The following is a 20,616-nucleotide window of genomic DNA, read 5'->3' on the forward strand; positions in this document are numbered from 1 at the left end:
CGAAATCGGCTTGCCGTTTGCTCATGACAGGGTTGGCAGGCAACAGGCGGCAAGAAAGCGCGGGGAATATTGTCTGTCCGGAAGCAAATTATTTTAGATTGCCGCGATAATTTGCGCATGACTTTCCTGCGCATTCTGCTTTTTATCCTCGCTTGGCTGTCTACCGCAGCGTTATCGGCAGCGCCGCTGGTCGCTGTCGATGTCGGACACGGCATCAAGGATAGTGGTGCGATCAGTGCGCGTGGCCGCCCCGAATTCGAGTTCAATCGGCAGCTCGCCGGGGTGCTGGCGAACGCCCTGATCGACCATGGGCTGGCGGTTCGCGAAATCAATTTTGCCGGCGATATCGGCAGCCTGGCCGAGCGTCCGCAGCAGGCGGTCGGCAGCGATTTCTTCATCGCCTTGCATCATGATTCGGTCAGCGAGCGTTACCTGCAGTTCTGGGAGTGGGATGGGCGCCAGGCGAGTTATACCGAGGTCAAGCGCGGCTTCGGCATTTTCGTCTCGGCGCAGAATCCCGATCTCGCCACCAGCCTGCGCTGTGCCTCGACCATTGGCGCCGTGCTGCGGCGGGCCGGCTTCATCCCGACGCCCTGGCACAGCCGCAAGCATGTTCCGGCCGACGCCGAGAATGGCGTCTGGTATTACGACAATCTCGTCGTTCTCTACCGGACGACGCTGCCGGCCGTGCTTTTCGAGGCCGGGGTGATCAAGCATCGGGAAGAAGAACTGGAGCTGCTCGATCCGGAGCGTCAGGCCAGAATGGCCGATGCGCTGGCCACCGGCATCGCCGCCTGCCTGTACGTCAAAGAAATATCGGTTCCGGAGTAAGCGCCACGCCGAAGCGCGCCTGGACGGCCGCCTGTACCGCGGCCATGGTGCGCAGGACATCGGCGCCGGTGGCGCCGCCGCGATTGACCAGAACCAGCGCCTGTTTTTCGTACATGCCGACCGGTCCGAGGTCTTTGCCTTTCCAGCCGGCCTGCTCGATCAGCCAGCCGGCGGCCAGCTTGACCCGGCCATCCGGCTGCGGATAGCGCGGCAGGCCGGGGTAATCGGCGGCGATCCGTTCGGCCAGGCTGGCCTCGACGACGGGATTGTGGAAAAAGCTGCCGGTGTTGGGAATCTGCGTCGGGTCGGGCAGCTTGCGCTGGCGCACGGCGATGATCGCGGCGGCGATGTCGAGTGGCGTCGGCCTGGCGACTTCCTGCGCCGCCAGTTGCTGCGTCACGTCGGCGTAGCGAATATTCGGCCGCCAGGCCTTCGGCAGACGGAAAACCACCGAAGTGATCGCCATCCGGCCGTTCAAATGCCAGCCTTGCTGCTTGAACAGGCTATCGCGGTAGGCGAAGCGGCAGGATTTACGGTCAAAACCGACGACAGCCTGTTTTTCAAAATCCCAGGCGGTCAGTGAATGGAAACACTCGCCGACTTCCAGCCCGTAGGCGCCGATATTCTGGATCGGCGCGGCCCCGACCGTGCCGGGAATCAGGCTGAGGTTCTCCAGTCCCGGCCAGCCTTGCGCCAGCGCCCATTGCACGAAGTCATGCCAGTTTTCGCCGGCGCCGGCTTCGATGTACCAAGCCTCGGCGTCTTCCGTTAGCAGCCGCTTGCCGGGGATCGCCATGTGCAGGATCAGACCGGGGAAATCGCCGGTTAACACCAGATTGCTGCCGCCACCGAGGATGAAACGCTTCTCGTTGGCCAGGTTGGCCGCGGTCAACTGCTCGGGGGTGGTAATTCGTTGGTAGCGGGCGGCCTGGCCGGGGAGGGCGAGGGTGTTGAAGGGGGTGAGGTCCACGTTTTGTTCGGGGGGCATGGGGGCATTTTCGTCGATTTCGCGCTTGAATTGGGTGGCGTCGTTGATTTGCCGCTGTGTTCCGCCTTGGGGGCGGGCGTACTTTCTTTTGCTTCGCCAAAAGAAAGTAGCCAAAGAAAAGGCGACCCCTGGGTCGTCGCCGGGCTGCGCCCGGTCCCCTGTGCTACTCGTCTTGAGCGGGGGCTGCGGAACTCGGGCCTGCGGCCCTCAAACAGTCCTCGCCCTTATCCGCTCAAGCCTGCGTTGCTCGGCGACTCTCAAGGGGCTCGAACGGGTGTCACAGTGGTGAAGAGTGCCTCAGTTTGGCCACGAGCAGTATTCCGGTATCCGATATGATTATCCGTTCCATTGTTCACGAATGTTTCGGATTTATTCATGCCGTACATCGCGCCTGACATTGCATCTAAAACTCTTGAGGCAAAAGCTTTAGCCCGACGCAATCGCACGAAGCGAAACGTGATTCTTTTGATTGGATATTTGTTCGGGATAAGCATTGCAGTCATCTGGGATTTAGTTGCACCAAACTCGTCGCCCAAATCTGCAACTAAAGTTTATTTAGGAATGATGGTTGGCCCCGGTGCTGCCTTTTTATTTCTACGGGTATTTGAGAGTCGATATATCGCACCACAGGCTCGGTGTCCAAAATGCAGCTATAACTGGGAAATCAAGGAGGGGCGTGGAGTTTCGCTAGACGCACACATGGAGTGCTGGCATCAATGTCCTGGATGCGGCTTGCTTATGGGAGATGATGTTCTCAAACTCGCCTTAACCCCATCGAGTTTTGAAGCTATCGTCGGGAAGTCAAAGTATTGAAGTCAGCCTTGAGCACGTCGGAGCCATTCGGTACAGCTACACAGCAAAAAACTGAGACGCCTCGCAGGGCGGAAAGCGGCGGTCGATCAGGTGACCAAATCAACCGCCGCGTGGTGCCGAAAAATCAGAGCAACGGCGCCAGCCAATACTCCGCATCCTTCACCGCCATTTGTTTCCGTTCAGCCCAATCCTCCAACTGATCCCTGCCGATCTTCGGAATGGCGAAGTAGGCAGCCGCTGGATGCCCGATGTAGAAGCCGGACACCGCTGCTGCCGGGGTCATCGCGTAGGACTCGGTGAGGTGCATGCCGGCCGTGTTTGGCGCATCGAGCAGGGCGAACAGTTCGCGCTTGGCCGTGTGGTCCGGGCAGGCCGGGTAGCCGGGGGCGGGGCGGATGCCTTGGTATTGCTCGGCGATCAGCGCGTCGGCGTCGAGTTTCTCGTCGCTGGCGTAACCCCAGTAGTGAGTGCGTACTTCTGCGTGTAGCCATTCGGCTGCAGCTTCGGCGAAACGGTCGGCGAGCGATTTGAGCATGATCGCCGAATAGTCGTCATTGGCCTTTTCGAAGGCGGCGACGTGTTCGTCGATGCCGAGACCGGCGGTGACCGCAAAAGCGCCGATGTAATCGTTTTCGCCGACATAGTCGGCCAGCGCGACGTTGAACCGGCCCTTAGGCTGCTTGTGCTGCTGGCGCAGGCCGACCCAGCGGGTGAGTTCGCTTTGCCGGCTTTCATCGCCGTAGATGATGATGTCTTCGTTGTCGCCACGGGCCGGGTAGAGGCCGAACACGGCTTTGGCGGTGAGCCATTTTTCATCGACGATTTTGGCCAGCATGGCCTGGGCGTCGGCGAACAGGTGGCGGGCGGTTTCGCCGACCACGTCGTTTTGCAGGATGGCCGGGTAGCGGCCGGCCAGGTCCCAGCTCTGGAAGAAGGGCGACCAGTCGATGTAGGGCACCAGCTTGGCGAGGTCCAGCGTCAGCGTGTGGCGGCCCGGTTGTTGCGGCGCGACCGGTGTGTAGGCTTCGTTCCACGTGAAACGGTTGGCCCGGGCTTCTTCCAGCGTGACCAGCGTGGCGCCCTTGCGGCCAGCGTGTTCGGCGCGCACGGTTTCGTATTCGGCGACGATCTCGGCCATGTAGCCGTCGCGTTGGTCGATCGACAGCAGCTTGGTGGCGACGCCGACGGCGCGCGAGGCATCCGGCACGTAGACCACGGCGCCTTCGGTGTTGGGGGCGATCTTGATCGCGGTGTGGGCGCGGCTGGTCGTCGCGCCGCCGATGAGCAGCGGCTGCTTCATCTTCAGGCGCTGCATTTCGCTAGCAACGTGGGCCATTTCCTCGAGCGAGGGCGTGATCAGGCCGGACAGGCCGATGATGTCCACGCGATGCTCGAGCGCCGCCTTCAGGATGTTGTCGCAACTGACCATGACGCCGAGGTCGACGACGTCATAGCCGTTACAGCCGAGCACCACGCCGACGATGTTCTTGCCGATGTCGTGCACATCGCCCTTGACCGTGGCCATCAGGATCTTGCCCTTGCTGCCCAGGCCGGTGCGGGTCTTTTCCGCCTCGATGTAGGGCAGCAGGTGGGCGACCGCCTGTTTCATGACGCGGGCCGATTTGACGACCTGCGGCAGGAACATTTTGCCGGCGCCGAACAGGTCGCCAACGTGGTTCATGCCGTTCATCAGCGGGCCTTCGATGACGGCGAGCGGCGGCTTGCCTTCGGCTTCCAGCTTGGCGCGCACTTCCTCGGTGTCGGCCACGACGAAATCGGTGATGCCCTTGATCAGCGCATGTTCCAGGCGCTTTTCGACGGATTGTTCGCGCCAGCTGAGATCGGGGCCGCTGTCCTTGGCCTTGCCTTCCTTGACGGTCTGGGCGAAATCGACCAGCGCTTCGCCGGCGTCCGGGTGGCGGTTGAGCACCACGTCCTCGACCTTGTCCCGGAGCACCGGTTCCAGATCGTCGTAGATGCCGAGCATGCCGGCATTGACGATGCCCATGGTCATGCCGGCCTGGATGGCGTGGTAGAGGAAGACGGTGTGGATCGCCTCGCGCACGGCGTCGTTGCCGCGGAAGCTGAAGGAAACGTTGGAGACGCCGCCGGAAATGTGGGCGTGCGGCAGGTTCTGCTTGATCCAGCGCACCGAATTGATGAAATCGACGGCGTAGTTGTTGTGTTCCGGGATGCCGGTGGCGATGGCGAAGATGTTCGGGTCGAAAATGATGTCTTCGGCCGGGAAGCCGATGCTCAACAGCAACTCGTAGGCGCGCTGGCAGATTTCGGTCTTGCGGGCGTAGGTGTCGGCCTGGCCCTGTTCGTCGAAGGCCATGACGATGACCGCCGCACCGTAGCGGCGGGCTAGCCTGGCCTGTTCGACGAACTTGGCTTCGCCTTCCTTCATCGAGATGGAATTGACGATGCCCTTGCCCTGGATGCACTTCAGGCCGGCTTCGATGACTTCCCATTTCGACGAGTCGATCATGATCGGCACGCGGGAAATATCCGGTTCCGAAGCGATCAGCTTGAGGAAGCGATCCATCGCGGCCAGCGAATCGAGCATCGCCTCGTCCATGTTGATGTCGATGATCTGGGCGCCGTTTTCGACCTGCTGGCGGGCGACGGCCAGCGCATCGTCGAAACGGCCTTCGAGAATCATCCGGGCGAAGGCCTTGGAGCCGGTGACGTTGGTCCGCTCGCCGACATTCACATAGAGCGAATCGGCGCCGACATTGAACGGTTCGAGACCGGACAGGCGCAGCTTCTTTTCGATTACCGGCACGGCGCGCGGCGTGACCGCGGCGACGCGTTCGGCGATGGCCTGAATGTGTTCCGGCGAGGTGCCGCAGCAGCCGCCGACAATATTGACGATGCCGCTCTTCGCCCAGCTCTCGATCTCGTCAGCCAGCATCTCGGCCGTTTCGTCGTAGCCGCCGAAGGCGTTGGGCAGGCCGGCGTTCGGGTGGGCGGAGACGTAGCAGTCGCAGACGCGCGACAGTTCCTCGACGTACTGGCGCAGTTCCTTGGCGCCGAGCGCGCAGTTCAGGCCAAACGACAAGGGCTTGATGTGGTTCAGCGAATTCCAGAAGGCTTCGGCGGTCTGGCCGGACAGCGTGCGGCCGGAAGCGTCGGTGATCGTCCCGGAAATCATCACCGGCCAGCGGCGCTGGGCGCGGTCGAAAAAGGTTTCGATGGCGAACAGCGCGGCTGTGGCGTTCAGCGTATCGAACACCGTTTCGACGAGCAGGATGTCGGCGCCGCCTTCGACCAGGCCGGTGATCGCCTCGATGTAGTTGGCGACCAATTCGTCGAAGCTGACGTTACGGTAGCCGGGGTCATTGACGTCCGGCGAGATCGAAGCGGTACGGCTGGTCGGGCCGAGGACGCCGGCGACGAAACGCGGCTTGGCCGGGTTGGCGGCGGTGAATTCGTCGCACAGCTGACGGGCCAGCCGGGCGCCCTCGAAGTTCAGCTCATAGACCAGTTCGCTCAGGTTGTAGTCGGCCTGCGAAACGGAGGTCGAGTTGAAGGTGCAGGTTTCGAGGATATCGGCCCCGGCTTCCAGATAGCCGCGATGAATGCCGCCGATGACGTCCGGCCGGGTGATGACCAGCAGGTCGTTGTTGCCCTTCAGGTCGTGCGGGTGATCCTTCAGCCGCTCGCCGCGATAATCCGCTTCCTGCAGGCCGTGACGCTGGATCATGGTGCCCATGGCGCCATCGAGAATAAGCAGGCGCTGCGCGAGCAGGGTGGAGAGTTCGGCGGTACGGTCGGGTTGCATCATGATCACCTCGGCAAAGCGGAAACACACCGGGGACGCCGCAAAAACGAACGGCGCCACAAACCGGTTTCGGGTTTGCGAGCGCCGTTGATCATTGCCGAGCCTGGCCCCTGAAAGGGTCGCAGCGCTCCTCGGCAGAAGGCGTAGTTTACTGTCCGCCGTCCGGGCTGCCAAGTGCCTTGATTTATTTAGCCTTTCATCGCCATGCGTTTAGAGGTCTTCTTGACGCCGCCGTGGCCGGTGTCGAAATGCACCATGAAGTAGGTTTCCTCGCTGGGCGGCATGCCTTCGACCCGCCATTCCCAGATTTCTTCCTTCAGATTGTCGAAAACCACCTTCGACGCCGGGGCGCCGAGCAGGCGGCGGACATCATCCTTGGCCATGCCGTCGCGTACCCGGGCATAGTTGGCCTCGGTCAGCACCTGTTCCATCTTGCTGACAACCTGTTGGCGGTCGAAGCTGATCATGTAGCAATGCACGCCCATCGGCTGCCGGCTGTATTCCCAGGTCGCCGTGCCATCGTCATTCCAGTGCTCGAAGCCCGGTTCGCCCATGCGGCTGCGCACCTCGGCGGCGGTGGTCTGGCCGGGTTTGATCTGCGGCAGATTGACGATATCGCAGGCCGGCAGCAGGGCGGCGCCAAGGGCCGCGGCGGCCGTGGTGATCCAGGCGGACAGTTTCATGAAGGCTCCGGTTTGGCGGGGAGGGGAATACTGTAATGCGGCAAGCGGGGCGATTGTCAAAACCTCGATGGTTTCCGTTTCCGCTGCCTTGCTTTCATAATATCGGCCGTTCCTTATTTTCGGAAAAACCATGCAGCAACTTGATCCCTGTGCCGCCCATGCCCTGTTGCAGCAGCGGCCGGAGGCGATACTCGTCGATTGTCGGACGGAAATCGAGCACATGTACGTCGGCCATCCGGTCGGGGCCGAGCATGTCGCCTGGCAGGAGGCGCCGGATTGGGATATCGACCCGGAATTTGCCGACAAGGTGAAACGCCTGGTCAAGGGCGATCTGAACCGGCCGGTGTTGTTGATCTGCCGCAGCGGCCACCGCTCGGTCTATGCCGGCGAAGCGCTGGAAGCCGCCGGTTTTGCGACGGTGATCAACGTGCTGGAAGGTTTCGAGGGGCCGCTCGATGAGAATTTTCATCGCGGGACGCTGGGCGGCTGGCGCCACCGCGGCTTACCCTGGCAGCAATCGTGAGCGCTGGTGGGCCAGGGCGGCGATGCCGCCGAGCAGCATTAGGCCGGCCATGCCGAAGGCTAGGTTGAGCGTCGATGCCCACAAGGCCGGGGCGATCAGCCCCGCCGCCAGGCTGTTGAAGCTCGACTGGAAAAATGTTTGGCAGGAGGCGGCCAGACCGCGCTGTTCCGGGAAGGGGTCGAGTGCCATGATGGTCAGGCAGGGCATCGCCAGCGCCATGCCGGTGGTGTAGACGAAGAGCGGCAGGACGCTCCATGGCAAGGCTGGCGGCAGCGTCAGGTTGAGGCCGAGGTTGATGCTGACGGCGACGATCATGACGCCGTAGCCCAGCGCGATGGTCTGGCTCAACGAGCGTTTTCCGGCCAGCCGGCCGGACAGCCAGGAGCCGGTCATCAGGCCCCCCATGGCCGGCCCGAACAGCCAGAGAAAGCCGGTTTCCGGGAGGCCGAGATGGGTCATCAGAAACACCGGGGCGGACAGCACGTAGATGAAGAATCCGGCAAAGTTCAGCGACAGCGCGGCGCAGGCGAACAGGAAGGCGGGCGAGGTCATGACCTTCCAGTAGGTGCGGCCGAGGTAGGCCGGTTGCAGCGACTGGCGCTTTTCCGGCGGCAGGGTTTCCGGCAGCAGTTTCCAGCAGGCCAGCCAGAGCGCGGCGGTCGCCAGCACCAGAAAGGCGAAAACCGAGCGCCAGCCGAAGAAAGTCTGCAGCCAGCCGCCGATGACCGGCGCGATGGCCGGGGCCAGCGCGAACATCATGGTGATCTGCGACATCAGGCGCTGGGCCGAGGCTCCGTCGTACAGGTCGCGAACGATCGCCCGGCTGATGACGATCCCGGCGCCGGCAGTGATCCCCTGCATGGCGCGCCAGAACCACAGTTGCTCGATGCGCGTGGCGAAGGCGCAGCCGGCCGAGGCCAGCGCGAACAGACCGAGGGCGATCAGGATGACGCGGCGGCGGCCGAAACGATCGGAAATCGCGCCATGCCACAGGGTCATCACGGCAAAGGCGAGCAGGTAGGCCGACAGCGTCTGCTGCACCTCGATCTGACTGGCTCCCAGTTTGTTGGCGATGTCGTGGAAGGAGGGCAGATAGGCATCGATCGAAAACGGCCCAAGGGCCGACAGGGCTGCCAGAAGCAGCGCAATGCCGCGCGTGCTGGCCCGGCTTTCCCGTTCAGCCACGGGCAAACCGGCGATACTGGATGGCTTCGCCGATGTGGGCGGCGCGGATGGCGTCGCTGCCGGCCAGGTCGGCAATGGTCCGGGCGACCTTGAGTATCCGGTGCCAGGCCCGGGCCGACAGGTCGAGCTGGGTCGTCGCCTGCTTGAGCAGCTTGCACCCGGCTTCGTCCGGCTCGCAGTGGATATCGACTTCGCCGGCGTTCAGTCGGGCATTGACCTTGTTCTGGCGTGCCATCTGGCGAGCCAGTGCCGTTTCGACGCGGGCCCGGACGGTCGCCGAGCTTTCGCCATCGGCCTTGCCGGTCAGCGCCTCGGCCGGCAGGGCCGGTACTTCGAGGAGCAGGTCGATACGGTCGAGGAAAGGTCCGGACAGCTTGCCGCGGTAGCGGGCGATCTGATCCGGTGTACACCGGCATTTCCCGTTACCGTGACTGAGAAAGCCACAGGGGCAGGGATTCATCGCCGCGACCAGTTGGAACTCGGCGGGAAACTCGGCCTGGCGGGCGGCGCGGGCGATGTGGATACGCCCGGTTTCGAGGGGCTCGCGCAGGGTTTCCAGGACTTTCCGGTCGAACTCCGTCAGCTCGTCGAGGAACAGAACGCCTTGATGCGCCAGGCTGATTTCGCCCGGGCGTGGTGGATTACCACCGCCCACCAAGGCGACGGCCGACGCGGTGTGGTGCGGCTGGCGATAGGGGCGAACGCCGAATGCTGCCGGCCGGAACTGGCCGACCAGCGACAGGACCGCCGCCGATTCCTTGGCTGCTGCCGGGTGCAACGCCGGCATCAGGCCCGGCAGGCGAGCCGCCAGCATCGACTTGCCGGAGCCCGGCGGGCCGACCATCAGCAGCGAATGATTGCCGGCTGCGGCAATTTCCAGAGCCCGCTTGGCTTGGGCCTGGCCGCGCACTTCAGTCAGGTCGGGGAAAACCGGCAGGTTTTCGCCGGCTTCCGCAACGGCGGTTGGCAGCAGGGCCTGCCCCGACAGATGGGCGCAGACGGCGAGCAGCGAGGTGGCCGAAAGGATCTCGCCGGCGCCGGTCAAGGCGGCTTCCCGGGCGCTCGCTTCGGGCAGGATGAAAGCCTTGCCGTTGCCGGCGGTTTGCAGGGCCATGGCCAGCGCCCCGCGGATCGGCCGCAATTCGCCGGAGAGCGAAAGCTCACCGGCAAACTCGTAGTCGGCCAGCGCTTTGCCGGACGTCTGGTTGCTGGCCGCCAGAATGCCGATGGCGATCGGCAGGTCGAAGCGGCCGGATTCCTTGGGCAGGTCGGCGGGCGCCAGATTGACGGTGATCCGCTTGCTGGGGAATTCAAAACCGGAATTGACGATGGCGGCCCGCACCCGGTCGCGTGCTTCCTTGACCTCGGTGTCGGGCAGGCCGACCAGCGTAAAACTCGGCAGGCCACTGGCGAGATGCACTTCGACCGTGACCGGCTGCGCATTCAGGCCGTCCAGCCCGCGGCTGTGAGCAATGGCCAGCGCCATGCTGGATTACTGGCCCGCGCGGGCTTTTTCCAGCGCGTCGACGCGGGCTTCCAGATCCTTGAGTTTCGCCCGGGTACGGGCGAGAACTTCGGCCTGCACGTCGAATTCCTCACGGGTTACCAGATCGAGCTTGGCAAATACGCCGCTCATCATGGCCTTGGCATTCTTTTCAATGTCCTTGGCCGGTGAATTGGCCAGCAGCGCGCTCATTTTGGCGCCGAAATCTTCCAGGATTTTTGGGTCGAGCATGGTGTTCCTCCGAGATGCGACACTGTAACACAGGGTCCAAACCGGCCCTTTTCAAGCATTGCTCGTGCGTGGTGCGTGACGATCTGTAACCGCACGATTTTGGTGCGTAAAGCTGGCGCAGCATCTACAGTAACAAGGCAAAACATATGATTTCAATCAAAAATTCCATCTGGCACGCCTTCTGCTATTGCTGTCCTGCACAAATTAAGTTTTGCATTTGACCCGTTCTACAGGAGATAAACCATGAAGAAATCCATTATTGCCCTGGCTCTGTTTGGCGCCTTTGCTGTTCCGGCTTTTGCCCAGACCGCCGCTCCCGCCGCCGAGGCCGAAGCCAGCCCGCATACCCTGACCGCCAACGTCGGTGTGTTCTCCAGCTACCGTTTCCGTGGCATCGATCAAACCTTCGGCAAGCCGGCTGTGCAAGGTGGCTTTGATTACTCGCACTCCAGCGGCTTCTATGCCGGTAACTGGAACTCCAACGTTTCTTCCGGCGCCGGTTTCCCGGAAGGCAACATTGAAATGGACTTCTACGGTGGCTACAAGTTCGCCGTCGGTGACTTCGGGATCGACGTTGGCGGCCTGTACTACTACTACCCGGGCTCAAACGCTTCGCCGCTTTCCCGTACCAATTCGAAGAATCCGGGCAAGACCGTCAACGGCACCGTCGACAATGGCGAGATCTATGTCGGTTTGAGCTGGAAGTTCCTCTCCCTCAAGTACTCCTACGCCGTCACCGACTATTTCTCTCTGCCCGACTCGAGCGGCACCAGCTACCTCGATTTCGGCGCCAACTATGATCTGGGCGGCGGCTGGGGTGTCAACGGCCACGTTGGTCATCTGTTCGCCAAGGACTATCGCTACTCGGGCACCACCGGGTCCGACAAGATCGATTACACCGACTGGAAGGTTGGCGTGACCAAGGACTTCAGCGGCTGGGTGGTTGGCGCTTCGTACGTCGGTACCAGCGCCAAGGGCGATTGCGGATCGGCTGAGTTCTACTGCTTCTCGAACTCGCTGAATGCCAATGGCACCCTCGGCAGCAAGTCCAAGGATGCCGGTCGTGGCATCGCCGTCCTCTCGGTTTCCCGCTCTTTCTAAGCACTTTACCTTCCCCCGCCGGTGTCCCGGCCGGTGCCAGCGGGGGAACCAAAAATTTCAATCTTGTGAGGAATACTCATCATGAAATTCGTTACCGCCATCATCAAGCCGTTCAAGCTTGACGAAGTGCGTGAAGCCTTGTCCGCCATCGGCGTGCAAGGCATCACGGTTACCGAAGTGAAGGGGTTCGGCCGGCAAAAAGGGCATACCGAGCTGTATCGGGGCGCTGAATATGTCGTCGATTTTCTGCCCAAAGTGAAGATCGAGGCCGCCGTCAAGTCCGATCAGATCGAGCAGGTCATTGAAGCCATCGAAAAATCGGCCAGTACCGGCAAGATCGGCGACGGCAAGGTTTTCGTCTTCGACCTCGAACAAGTCATTCGCATCCGGACCGGTGAAACCGGCACCGATGCCCTGTAAGGAGCGCACCATGAAACGCTTGATCGCATTGCTGGCCGTCGTTGGTGCCGTCGCATTCGGCGCACCGGCCTGGGCCGAAGAAAAGGCTGCCGAACCGGTAGCGGCTGCCGCTGTCGTTGCCCCGGCAGCAACCGCTGATGCCGCCGCCGCTCCCGCCGCTGTTGCGGAGGCTGCTCCGGCCGCTGCCGCTCCTGCCGCAGCGCCGATTCCGCCCAACAAGGGTGACAACGCCTGGGTCATGATCAGCGCTGCGCTGGTCATCCTGATGTCCATTCCCGGCCTCGCCCTGTTCTACGGCGGTTTGGTCCGCACCAAGAACATGCTGTCGGTGCTGATGCAGGTCTTCGTCACCTTCTCGCTGATCTCGGTTCTCTGGGTGATCTACGGCTACTCCGCTGCCTTTACCGAAGGCAATGCCTTCTTCGGCGTGCTGGACAAGCTCTTCCTGAAGGGGGTCACGGTTGATTCCGTGGCGGCTACCTTCACCAAGGGTGTGAACATCTCCGAACTGGCTTACGTCGTCTTCCAGGGCGCTTTTGCCGCCATCACCTGCGGCCTGATCGTCGGCTCCTTTGCCGAACGCGCCAAGTTTGCCGCGATTCTGGTCTTCATGGTGATCTGGTTCACGCTGTCCTACATCCCGATGGCGCACATGGTCTGGTACTGGGCTGGTCCGGATGCCTACATCGATGCGGCAGCCGGTGAAGCGGCTGGCAAGACGGCCGGCTTCCTGTTCCAGAAGGGCGCGCTCGACTTCGCCGGCGGTACCGTGGTGCATATCAATGCCGCGATGGCCGGTCTGGTCGGTGCCTACATGATCGGCAAGCGGACTGGCCTGGGCAATGTCTCGATGGCCCCGCACTCGCTGACCTTCACGATGATCGGTGCTTCGCTGCTGTGGTTCGGCTGGTTCGGCTTCAATGCCGGTTCCGCCCTCGAAGCTTCCGGCGGTGCTGCTCTGGCCATGGTCAACACCTGGGTGGCGACGTCCTGCGCCGCGCTCTCCTGGATGTTTGCCGAGTGGATCCTGAAGGGTAAGCCTTCGATGCTGGGTGCCGCTTCCGGCGCCGTTGCTGGTCTGGTGGCGATCACCCCGGCGGCTGGCTTCGTCGGTGTCATGGGCGCCATCATCATCGGCCTGCTGGCTGGTGTGGTCTGCCTGTGGGGCGTCAATGGCCTGAAGAAGCTGCTCGGTGCCGACGACTCGCTCGACGTCTTCGGTGTGCATGGTGTCGGCGGCATCCTCGGTGCCATCCTGACCGGTGTCTTCGCCGATCCGGCCCTGGGCGGCACGGGCGTCTATGACTACGTCGCCAACGCGGTTGGCGCCTACGACATGACTGCTCAGGTGATCAGCCAGATCTGGGGTGTCGGTACCGTGATCGTCTGGTCCGGTGTCGTCTCGATCGTCGCTTACAAACTGGTGGATATCGTGATCGGTCTGCGGGTGCCGGAAGAGGAAGAGCGCGAAGGCCTCGACCTGACCTCGCACGGCGAAACCGCCTACCACCACTAAGCAACACCGCAGTCTCTCTCCTTTCGGGCACCTTCGGGTGCCCGTTTTTTATTGGGAGTTACTTGATCAGCGGGAGCAGGGCCCGGAACTCGTCGGTACCGGCCTGCTGCAGCCACTCGAAGAGGACCATCTCGGTGGTGACGATATGGACGCCGCCGGCCTGCATCCGCTCGATGGCGGCCGAGCGGTTTTCCGCTGTGCGCGACGACGCGGCGTCAGCGACGAGAAAAACGGTAAAGCCGGCCTCAATCAGGCCGAAGGCGCTTTGCAGCACGCAGACGTGAGTTTCCATGCCGGTCAGGATGACCTGCCGGCGGCCGGTGGCGCGCAGCATCTCGATGACCCCGGGTTCGCCGGTGCAGGAAAAATGCATTTTTTCAAAAAACCGGGCATCGCCCGCCGCATCGCGGATCGCCGCGACGCTGGCGCCGAGTCCGCGCACATACTGTTCGGAGACGAAGCGCGGTATGCCCAGTTGCCGGGCGCCGGCAAGCAGGCGGACATTGTTGGCAATCGCTGCATCGCCGGCGAAGATCGCCGGAGCCAGCTTTTGCTGGATATCGACGAGCAGTAGCAGCGATCTGTCGCGGCGGATCAGCATGGTCTAGCGGAAGACTATGGTTTTATTGCCATGGACCAGCACCCGGTCTTCCAGGTGATAGCGCAAGCCACGGGCCAGCACGGTCTTTTCGATGTCCTTGCCGTAGCGCACCATGTCTTCCGGCGAATCGGAATGGTCGATGCGGATGACGTTCTGCTCGATGATCGGCCCGGCATCGAGTTCGCTGGTCACGTAATGGCAGGTTGCGCCGATCAGTTTGACGCCGCGCTCGTAGGCCTGGTGGTAAGGCCGGGCGCCGGCAAAGCTGGGCAGGAAGGAGTGGTGGATATTGATGATCTTGCCGGGCAGCGCATCGCACAGTTCCGGCGAGAGGATCTGCATGTAGCGGGCGAGGACCATCGTATCGCCGCGCACATCATCGAAAATCCGCGCCATTTCGGCGTAGGACCCCTTCTTGTTGTCGGCGGTGACCGGCAGGTGATGGAAAGGGATGCCGTGCCATTCGACGAAACCGCGGAAGGTGTCGTGGTTGGAAATGACGCAGGGGATTTCGATGTCCAGTTCCTTGGCTTGCCAGCGCGCCAGCAGGTCGTAGAGGCAGTGTTCCTGCTTGGACACCAGGATGACGACCCGTTTCTTGACCGCGCTATCGTTGATCTGCCAAGTCATTTGCAGCGGATCGGCGACTTCGTTGGCGAAGCGTTCGCGGAATTCGGCGAGCAGGAAAGGCAGTGAATCGGCCTTGATCTCGATGCGCATGAAATAGCGGCTGGTCAGCACATCCGAATGGAAACTCGATTCGAGAATCCAGCCGCCGTGTTCGGCGATGAAGCCGGATACCCTGGCGATGATGCCCACCTGGTCGGGGCAGGAGGCGGATAGCGTGTAGAAACGGTTGCGTAGCATGGCTTTTCAGGATCGAGCTATTGGGATCGGGGATCCAGTGGGTTTGGTCTTGCCAGGTAACTGGATCCCGGGCAACTAGGCAGCTAAAAAAGCCTTGTCGATTTCACTGCGCAGGTCGTCGTAGTTCAGCACGACCGGGTACTGCGGGAATTCGCGGATGACGTTTTCCGGCGGGTGGAACAGGATGCCGCCGTGGGCTTCGCCGAGCATCGCCGTGTCGTTGTAGCTGTCGCCGGCGGCGACGATGGTGAATTTCAGTTCCTTGAAGCGCTTGACCGCTTCGCGCTTCTGGTCCGGCATGCGCAGGTGGTAGGCGACCAGCATGCCTTCCGTGTCGGCTTCCAGCGAATGGCAGAACAGCGTCGGCCAGCCGAGCTGACGCATCAGCGGATGGGCGAATTCGTAGAAGGTGTCGGACAGGATGACGACCTGGTAATCCTCGCGCAGCTTGTCGAGGAAGGCGCGGGCACCCGGCATCGGGCCCATTTCGCCAATCACCTTCTGGATGTCCGGCAGGCCGAGCTTGTGCTGGCGCAGGATGTCCAGGCGGTAGGTCATCAGCTTGTCGTAGTCCGGCTCGTCGCGCGTCGTGCGCATCAGCTCGGGAATGCCCGTCCGCTTGGAGAATTCGATCCAGATTTCAGGGACGAGGACCCCTTCGAGGTCAAGGCAGACGATTTGCACGGTGAGGCTCCTGCGGAGGTGTTCGGAAAGACGAAATTTTACCTGATGCGGCGTGGATTTCGCCTGCTTTGCCGCGGCTTCCGGGCATTAAGTTAGCGTCGGGCGAGGATCAGCGAACCCTTTTCCAGCGGGTCGAGATCGATCCGCTCGATTGCCGTGAAACCGGCCGCCGTCAGCCATTCGGTGTAGTCGTCGTAATGATAGGTGCGGGTCCCGGTCTCGTAGAGCAGCGTCAGACGGAAAGCGGCCTGGAAGGCGCTGGGCGTCTCGTCGTGCAGGTATTCGTGAATGACCAGCAAACCGCCGGGGCGCAGCGTCTCGCCGATTTTGGCGATGACCTGGCGGTTGTCGTCGGCGCTCTGGTTGTGGGCGACCGACAGGTAGAAGACGACATCGTGCTGACCGCCCCAGTCCCAATGCAGGACGTCGCCCGGGCGCAGGCGGACGCGGTCGGAGAGCTGCTCCTGTTCGATGGTGGTGGCGGTGTCGGCCAAAGCCGTCGGCAGATCGACGATCAGCGCTTCGAGCTGCGGATAGCGCTGGCAGAAGCGGATCGAATGCAGGCCGTGCGAGCCGCCGAGGTCGAGCAGGCGTTGGTGGCCGTCGGCAATCGGCACGTGCTTGAGCAGGTCGGGGCCGAGATCGTGCGAAAAAGCCCGCATGTAGGACGAGAATAGCGGGCCGAGCTCCGGTTGTTCGAGCATATTGTCCCACAGCGTCTTTTCCGGCATGCCGGCTTTCACCGCTTCGGCCAGGTTGCCCATCATCGACCAGGCGGCATGCGTCCACAGCACGCCCGGCGTGTAGTCGATCTGGCCGGCGCTGGTGAACCAGCGCTGGGTACTGGCCGAATTGGCGACGCAGTCATCCTGTTCCTCGAGATAACCGATGCTGACCAGGAAATCGACCAGGCGGGCCGTACCTTCCAGGCTGGCGTGGATTTTCGCGGCCAGCGTGACGATGGCCAGCGGGCCGCCGGCCAGGGCTTCGAACAGGCCGAGGCGGCTGGCCGAGATGATCGCCGCCGACTTCATCATCGGCATGTAGACGTCGAGCATGGCCAGTTCAGCCGAGCCGTTCGGCAGGCAGACGTCGGGTTTGGGCGGGCGGGGCGGGGGCGTGGTCATGGTGGGCTAATGCTGGGTGCGGTCAGTCGACGGCCGGCAATGCTTCCAGCGCTTCATGTACTTCCAGCCAGCGCATTTCCGCCTCGTCGATCTGGTCGCCGAGCTGCCCGGCCTGCTTATGCATTTCCTCGCTTTTCGCCCGGTCGACCGTGGTGTAGAAGGCCGGATCGGCAAACTGCGCTTCCAGGGCGGTCTTTTCCTCGTGCCACTTGGCAAGCTTCTTCTCCAGTTGCTCGATTTCCTTGACCAGCGGCCGGCGCTGGGCGAGCACGGCCTGCCGGCTGGCCTTGGCGTCGGCACGCTGCTGCAGGCGCTCGGTTTTTTCGGCGAGGAGCTCCGGTTCGGCCGCTTTTTCGGCATTGCGCTGGCTGGCCAGCCAGGCGGCGTAATCGTCGAGGTCACCGTCGAAGGGCTCGGCCTTGCCGTCGGCGACCAGCAGCAGTTCGTCGGCACAGGTGCGCAGCAGGTGGCGGTCGTGCGAGACGAAGACCATGCCGCCGGCAAAATCCTGCATGGCGAAGGTCAGGGCTTCGCGCATTTCGAGGTCGAGGTGGTTGGTCGGCTCGTCGAGCAGCAGCAGGTTGGGCTTGGTGCGGATCAGCAGGGCCAGCGCCAGACGAGATTTTTCGCCGCCGGAGAAGGGTTCGATGGCGCGCATCGCCATGTCGCCGCGGAAGTCGAAGCCGCCGATGTAGTCGCGCAGTTCCTGCTCCGGGGTGGTCGGTTCGAGGCGGGCCAGGTGCTGCAGCGGCGATTCGTCTGGGCGCAGCTGTTCGAGCTGGTGCTGGGCGAAGTAACCGATGTTCAGCGCTTTCGCCTCCTTGCGTTCGCCGCCCTGCTGGGCGATGGTGCCGGCCAGCAGCTTGATCAGCGTCGATTTGCCGGCACCGTTGCGGCCGAGCAGGCCGATGCGGCAGCCCGGGCGCAGGGTCAGCGAGATATTGTCGAGAATCTTCCGGTCGATATAGCCGGCCGAGGCTCTTTCTATCGTCAGCAGCGGGTCGGGCAGCGCGGTTGGCTGGCGGAAGCTGAAATGGAAAGGCGAGTCGACGTGGGCAGCGGCCACCGTTTCCATCCGTTCCAGCATCTTGATCCGGCTCTGCGCCTGGCGGGCCTTGGTGGCCTGGGCGCGAAAGCGTTCGATGTAGCTGGAAAGGTGGGCGATCTGCCGTTGCTGCGCCTCGAAGGCTGATTGCTGGGTGGCCAGCCGGGCGGCGCGGGCCCGTTCGTAGTCGGAATAGCCGCCGGTGGTCAGGGTCAGCCGTTGCAGGTCGATGGACATGATCTGGCCGACCACGGCATCGAGGAAGTCGCGGTCGTGCGAAATCAGCAACAGCGTGGCCGGCGTGTTCTTCAGCCAGCTTTCCAGCCAGAACACGGCGTCGAGATCGAGGTGGTTGGTCGGCTCGTCGAGCAGCAACAGGTCGGCGCGGCAGGAGAGGGCGCGGGCCAGATTGAGGCGAACCCGCCAGCCGCCGGAGAAATCGGCGACCGGGCGGGTGAAGTCGGCATCCTTGAAGCCGAGGCCGTGCAGCACTTCGGCGGCGCGGGCCTTGGCCGAGTAGCCCTCGATTTCGCCATAGCGGGCATGCAGGTGGCCGATCGCGACGCCGTCGCCGGCCGCTTCGGCGGCGGCCAGTTCGCGTTCGACGCGGCGCAGTTCGACGTCGCCGTCGAGCACGAACTCGAGCGCCGCATCGGGCAGGGCCGGCGTTTCCTGGGCGACGCGGGCGATGTGCCAGCTGGCCGGGATCTCGACATCGCCGGATTCGGCGTGCAGCTCGTTGGAGAGCAGCGCAAACAGGCTGGATTTGCCGCACCCGTTGGCGCCGACGACGCCGACCTTCCAGCCGGGGTGGAGCTGAACGGAGGCATCGATGACCAGCGGGCGGCCGGCACGGGCAAAAGTGACTTGACGAAGGGCGATCATAAGGCCGCGAATTATAGCGGTGGGCTGCTAAAATCTTCTGCATGATCAAGCAGATTCGCATCGACCAGCTCAAGCCCGGCATGTATGTCCATGACCTGAATTGCGGCTGGCTCGATCACCCTTTCCTGTCGAATGCCTTCTACGTGCGCGATGCGGCAACCGTAGACAAGATTGCCGAGGTCGGCATCCGCGAGTTGTACATCGACACGGTCAAAGGCGCCGATGTCTGGGCGGCGCGCAGCCAGCGCGAAGTCAATGCCGATCTCGACCAGCGGCTGCAGGAAATCGCCCGGAAGCCGCCGGAAAAGCCGATTGCCACCGAGCTGACCGAGGAATCGGTGCGCGCTCGGCGCTTGCACGGCGAAGCCAACAAGATCGTTCGCCACATGATGGACGACATCCGCATGGGCCAGCAGATCCAGATCGACCGTATCGAGCCGCTGGTCGAGAACATGGTCGATTCGATCTTTCGCAACCAGGATGCGCTGCTGCCGCTGGCCCGTCTGAAGAATCACGACGATTACACCTTCGAGCATTCGGTCAGCGTCTGTGCCTTGCTGGTCGCTTTCGGCCGGGGCATGAAGCTGTCCAAGGAAGTCATCAAGGAGATGGCGCTGGGCGGGTTGCTGCACGACGTCGGCAAGGCGCGGATACCGGACGAGATTCTCAACAAGCCGGCCAAGCTGACCGACGATGAATATGTCCGGATCCAGTCGCACGTCGCGCAGGGCAGGCTGCTGCTCGAACAGACGCCGGGTATCGGCGAAATTGCCCGGCAGGTCACCTGCCAGCACCATGAGCGTTTCGATGGCAGCGGTTATCCGGACAAGCTGGCCGGCGGGGGTATTTCGCTCTACGGGCAGATGGCGGCCATCGTCGATGTGTACGATGCGATTTCCTCCGAGCGCGTCTATCACAAGGGCATGTCGCCGACGCAAGCGCTGAAGAAGCTGCTCGAATGGAGCGCCCACCACTTCGATCCGCAGCTGGTCCAGGCTTTCATCCGGGCCATCGGCATTTACCCGACCGGCACGCTGGTCCAGCTCGACAGCAAGCGGATGGGCGTGGTCGTCGAACAAAACGAGAAAAGCCTGCTCGAACCGGTGGTGCGGATTTTTTACCACGCCGGTCAGCAGCACTACATTCCGCCGGAGATCGTCGATCTCGCCAAGGTGCAGGACCGCATCGCCAGTTTTGAGAATTACGAAAAATGGAAAATCGATCCCTATCACTGGCTGCCCGCCTGATCCTGCTGCTTGCCTTCAGTTGTCCGGCGCTGGCCGCCGATAGCGGGCCGAGCCCGGAGCTGGAGGCCGATTGGCAGCTGCGCCTCGACAAGGCAGAAGCGCTGCAGAGCGAAAGCCGGGCGCGCAAGGAAGAGGCGGAGCGGATTTTCGAGCAAAAAAGTGCGCAATGTCGGAAGAATTTTCTGGTGAACCAATGCCTCGATCAGGCACGCCACGAGCACATGCTTTCCGGCCGTGCGGCGAGCAAACTGGAGATCGAGGGCAAGGCGCAGGAACGCGCGGTCAAGAAAGAACAGCTGGCCGATAAGGACCGGCGCCAGGCCGAGGCGGCGCCGCAACGGGCTGTCGAACGTGAGAACCGGGCCGTGGAAACCGGCGAGGCGCGGCAGGCGGCCGAGGCCGAGGCGGCAGCGACCCGGGCCAACAAGGCGCGGCAAGCCGAGGAAGGCGCCCGGCGCAAGGCAGCCGAGGCGGAACAGCAGCGCAAGAAGCGCGAGGACCACGAGGCCCGCGTTGCCCGGAAAATGCAACAGGCCGAACGGCACGAAGCCGAAGCGGCGAAGAAATAGGGCGGGATA

At 62.7% G+C, this 20,616-nt stretch carries 19 protein-coding genes and 1 riboswitch; of the genes, 8 read left to right on the plus strand and 11 right to left on the minus strand.

Annotation, left to right across the window (positions count from 1 at the left end):
• Positions 1 to 117 precede the first annotated feature (117 nt).
• Positions 118 to 831: an N-acetylmuramoyl-L-alanine amidase family protein gene (locus KI611_RS00240; protein ID WP_226417842.1), complete on the plus strand. Its 714-nt coding sequence runs from the start codon at positions 118 to 120 to the stop codon at positions 829 to 831.
• Here KI611_RS00240 and murB read toward each other — a convergent pair.
• Positions 806 to 1,819 carry a UDP-N-acetylmuramate dehydrogenase gene (gene murB, locus KI611_RS00245; protein WP_226417843.1) on the minus strand — a complete coding sequence of 338 codons (1,014 nt, stop codon included), beginning with the start codon at positions 1,817 to 1,819 and terminating at the stop codon, positions 806 to 808. The genes KI611_RS00240 and murB overlap by 26 nt on opposite strands.
• A 375-nt stretch (positions 1,820 to 2,194) precedes the next feature.
• Here murB and KI611_RS00250 point away from each other — a divergent pair, with 375 nt between their 5' ends.
• Positions 2,195 to 2,632 carry a hypothetical protein gene (locus KI611_RS00250; protein ID WP_226417844.1) on the plus strand — a complete coding sequence of 146 codons (438 nt, stop codon included), beginning with the start codon at positions 2,195 to 2,197 and terminating at the stop codon, positions 2,630 to 2,632.
• Positions 2,633 to 2,756: 124 nt separating this feature from the next.
• On the opposite strand, the gene metH is transcribed toward KI611_RS00250, so the two are convergent.
• Together metH and KI611_RS00260 are read right to left on the minus strand one after the other, a co-directional pair.
• Positions 2,757 to 6,419: a methionine synthase gene (gene metH, locus KI611_RS00255; RefSeq protein WP_226419966.1), complete on the minus strand. Its 3,663-nt coding sequence runs from the start codon at positions 6,417 to 6,419 to the stop codon at positions 2,757 to 2,759.
• Between the two features lie 72 nt (positions 6,420 to 6,491).
• Positions 6,492 to 6,558: riboswitch (S-adenosyl-L-homocysteine riboswitch) on the minus strand.
• A 49-nt stretch (positions 6,559 to 6,607) separates the two neighbouring features.
• A complete protein-coding gene (locus tag KI611_RS00260; RefSeq protein WP_226417845.1) occupies positions 6,608 to 7,102 on the minus strand; it encodes an outer membrane protein assembly factor BamE in 495 nt (164 codons plus the stop codon).
• Positions 7,103 to 7,232: 130 nt separating this feature from the next.
• Here KI611_RS00260 and KI611_RS00265 point away from each other — a divergent pair, with 130 nt between their 5' ends.
• Complete coding sequence (locus KI611_RS00265) at positions 7,233 to 7,625, plus strand: rhodanese-like domain-containing protein (RefSeq protein ID WP_226417846.1); 393 nt, start codon at positions 7,233 to 7,235, stop codon at positions 7,623 to 7,625.
• Here the strand turns inward: KI611_RS00265 and KI611_RS00270 are convergent.
• Genes KI611_RS00270 through KI611_RS00280 form a run of 3 tightly spaced genes read right to left on the minus strand, consistent with a single transcriptional unit; the run spans position 7,605 to position 10,545 of the window.
• The gene (locus tag KI611_RS00270) at positions 7,605 to 8,810 is read right to left on the minus strand and encodes a multidrug effflux MFS transporter (RefSeq protein ID WP_226417847.1); all 1,206 of its coding nucleotides are present in this window, start codon (positions 8,808 to 8,810) and stop codon (positions 7,605 to 7,607) included. The genes KI611_RS00265 and KI611_RS00270 overlap by 21 nt on opposite strands.
• The gene (locus KI611_RS00275; RefSeq protein ID WP_226417848.1) at positions 8,803 to 10,296 is read right to left on the minus strand and encodes a YifB family Mg chelatase-like AAA ATPase; all 1,494 of its coding nucleotides are present in this window, start codon (positions 10,294 to 10,296) and stop codon (positions 8,803 to 8,805) included. Before KI611_RS00275 ends, KI611_RS00270 begins: the two co-directional genes overlap by 8 nt.
• A 6-nt stretch (positions 10,297 to 10,302) precedes the next feature.
• Complete coding sequence (locus KI611_RS00280; protein WP_226417849.1) at positions 10,303 to 10,545, minus strand: accessory factor UbiK family protein; 243 nt, start codon at positions 10,543 to 10,545, stop codon at positions 10,303 to 10,305.
• Between the two features lie 243 nt (positions 10,546 to 10,788).
• On the opposite strand from KI611_RS00280, the gene KI611_RS00285 reads away from it, so the two are divergent.
• From KI611_RS00285 to KI611_RS00295, 3 genes are all read left to right on the plus strand, one after another.
• Positions 10,789 to 11,646, plus strand: a complete 858-nt coding sequence (locus tag KI611_RS00285) for a TorF family putative porin (RefSeq protein ID WP_226417850.1) — start codon at positions 10,789 to 10,791, stop codon at positions 11,644 to 11,646.
• 81 nt (positions 11,647 to 11,727) lie between these two features.
• Complete coding sequence (gene glnK / locus KI611_RS00290; RefSeq protein WP_226417851.1) at positions 11,728 to 12,066, plus strand: P-II family nitrogen regulator; 339 nt, start codon at positions 11,728 to 11,730, stop codon at positions 12,064 to 12,066.
• A gap of 10 nt (positions 12,067 to 12,076) precedes the next feature.
• Positions 12,077 to 13,582, plus strand: coding sequence for an ammonium transporter (locus KI611_RS00295; protein ID WP_226417852.1), 1,506 nt, complete (start codon positions 12,077 to 12,079; stop codon positions 13,580 to 13,582).
• A gap of 58 nt (positions 13,583 to 13,640) precedes the next feature.
• Here KI611_RS00295 and KI611_RS00300 read toward each other — a convergent pair whose 3' ends face one another.
• The 5 genes from KI611_RS00300 to KI611_RS00320 all read right to left on the minus strand — a co-directional run bounded on the left by KI611_RS00300 (position 13,641) and on the right by KI611_RS00320 (position 18,791).
• Entirely contained in the window at positions 13,641 to 14,183 is a 543-nt protein-coding gene (locus tag KI611_RS00300; protein ID WP_226417853.1) for a hydrolase, read from the minus strand.
• 3 nt (positions 14,184 to 14,186) lie between these two features.
• On the minus strand, positions 14,187 to 15,050 hold the full coding sequence (gene purU, locus KI611_RS00305; protein ID WP_226417854.1) for a formyltetrahydrofolate deformylase: 864 nt from the start codon (positions 15,048 to 15,050) through the stop codon (positions 14,187 to 14,189).
• Between the two features lie 75 nt (positions 15,051 to 15,125).
• Entirely contained in the window at positions 15,126 to 15,734 is a 609-nt protein-coding gene (thrH, locus tag KI611_RS00310; protein WP_226417855.1) for a bifunctional phosphoserine phosphatase/homoserine phosphotransferase ThrH, read from the minus strand.
• Between the two features lie 92 nt (positions 15,735 to 15,826).
• The gene (locus KI611_RS00315; RefSeq protein ID WP_226417856.1) at positions 15,827 to 16,861 is read right to left on the minus strand and encodes a class I SAM-dependent methyltransferase; all 1,035 of its coding nucleotides are present in this window, start codon (positions 16,859 to 16,861) and stop codon (positions 15,827 to 15,829) included.
• Positions 16,862 to 16,883: 22 nt separating this feature from the next.
• Positions 16,884 to 18,791, minus strand: coding sequence for an ATP-binding cassette domain-containing protein (locus tag KI611_RS00320; protein WP_226417857.1), 1,908 nt, complete (start codon positions 18,789 to 18,791; stop codon positions 16,884 to 16,886).
• A gap of 41 nt (positions 18,792 to 18,832) precedes the next feature.
• Here KI611_RS00320 and KI611_RS00325 point away from each other — a divergent pair, with 41 nt between their 5' ends.
• Together KI611_RS00325 and KI611_RS00330 are read left to right on the plus strand one after the other, a co-directional pair.
• Positions 18,833 to 20,038 carry an HD-GYP domain-containing protein gene (locus tag KI611_RS00325; RefSeq protein WP_226417858.1) on the plus strand — a complete coding sequence of 402 codons (1,206 nt, stop codon included), beginning with the start codon at positions 18,833 to 18,835 and terminating at the stop codon, positions 20,036 to 20,038.
• Complete coding sequence (locus KI611_RS00330) at positions 20,002 to 20,607, plus strand: hypothetical protein (protein WP_226417859.1); 606 nt, start codon at positions 20,002 to 20,004, stop codon at positions 20,605 to 20,607. The genes KI611_RS00325 and KI611_RS00330 overlap by 37 nt, the downstream gene beginning before the upstream one ends.
• Positions 20,608 to 20,616: the final 9 nt, after the last annotated feature.

The sequence above is a fragment of the Dechloromonas denitrificans genome, from assembly GCF_020510685.1.
GTDB classification, from domain to species: Bacteria; Pseudomonadota; Gammaproteobacteria; order Burkholderiales; family Rhodocyclaceae; genus Azonexus; species Azonexus denitrificans_A.

Excerpts from the sequence above, each read along its gene's own strand:
- KI611_RS00315 (WP_226417856.1), bottom strand. The coding sequence starts at position 16,861 with ATGACCACGCCCCCGCCCCGCCCGCCCAAACCCGACGTCTGCCTGCCG.
- KI611_RS00295 (WP_226417852.1), top strand. The coding sequence starts at position 12,077 with ATGAAACGCTTGATCGCATTGCTGGCCGTCGTTGGTGCCGTCGCATTC.
- KI611_RS00325 (WP_226417858.1), top strand. The coding sequence starts at position 18,833 with ATGATCAAGCAGATTCGCATCGACCAGCTCAAGCCCGGCATGTATGTC.
- KI611_RS00300 (WP_226417853.1), bottom strand. The coding sequence starts at position 14,183 with ATGCTGATCCGCCGCGACAGATCGCTGCTACTGCTCGTCGATATCCAG.
- KI611_RS00250 (WP_226417844.1), top strand. The coding sequence starts at position 2,195 with ATGCCGTACATCGCGCCTGACATTGCATCTAAAACTCTTGAGGCAAAA.
- murB (WP_226417843.1), bottom strand. The coding sequence starts at position 1,819 with ATGCCCCCCGAACAAAACGTGGACCTCACCCCCTTCAACACCCTCGCC.
- KI611_RS00265 (WP_226417846.1), top strand. The coding sequence starts at position 7,233 with ATGCAGCAACTTGATCCCTGTGCCGCCCATGCCCTGTTGCAGCAGCGG.
- KI611_RS00260 (WP_226417845.1), bottom strand. The coding sequence starts at position 7,102 with ATGAAACTGTCCGCCTGGATCACCACGGCCGCCGCGGCCCTTGGCGCC.
- KI611_RS00275 (WP_226417848.1), bottom strand. The coding sequence starts at position 10,296 with ATGGCGCTGGCCATTGCTCACAGCCGCGGGCTGGACGGCCTGAATGCG.
- KI611_RS00285 (WP_226417850.1), top strand. The coding sequence starts at position 10,789 with ATGAAGAAATCCATTATTGCCCTGGCTCTGTTTGGCGCCTTTGCTGTT.
- KI611_RS00330 (WP_226417859.1), top strand. The coding sequence starts at position 20,002 with ATGGAAAATCGATCCCTATCACTGGCTGCCCGCCTGATCCTGCTGCTT.
- metH (WP_226419966.1), bottom strand. The coding sequence starts at position 6,419 with ATGCAACCCGACCGTACCGCCGAACTCTCCACCCTGCTCGCGCAGCGC.
- purU (WP_226417854.1), bottom strand. The coding sequence starts at position 15,050 with ATGCTACGCAACCGTTTCTACACGCTATCCGCCTCCTGCCCCGACCAG.
- KI611_RS00280 (WP_226417849.1), bottom strand. The coding sequence starts at position 10,545 with ATGCTCGACCCAAAAATCCTGGAAGATTTCGGCGCCAAAATGAGCGCG.
- KI611_RS00240 (WP_226417842.1), top strand. The coding sequence starts at position 118 with ATGACTTTCCTGCGCATTCTGCTTTTTATCCTCGCTTGGCTGTCTACC.
- glnK (WP_226417851.1), top strand. The coding sequence starts at position 11,728 with ATGAAATTCGTTACCGCCATCATCAAGCCGTTCAAGCTTGACGAAGTG.
- KI611_RS00320 (WP_226417857.1), bottom strand. The coding sequence starts at position 18,791 with ATGATCGCCCTTCGTCAAGTCACTTTTGCCCGTGCCGGCCGCCCGCTG.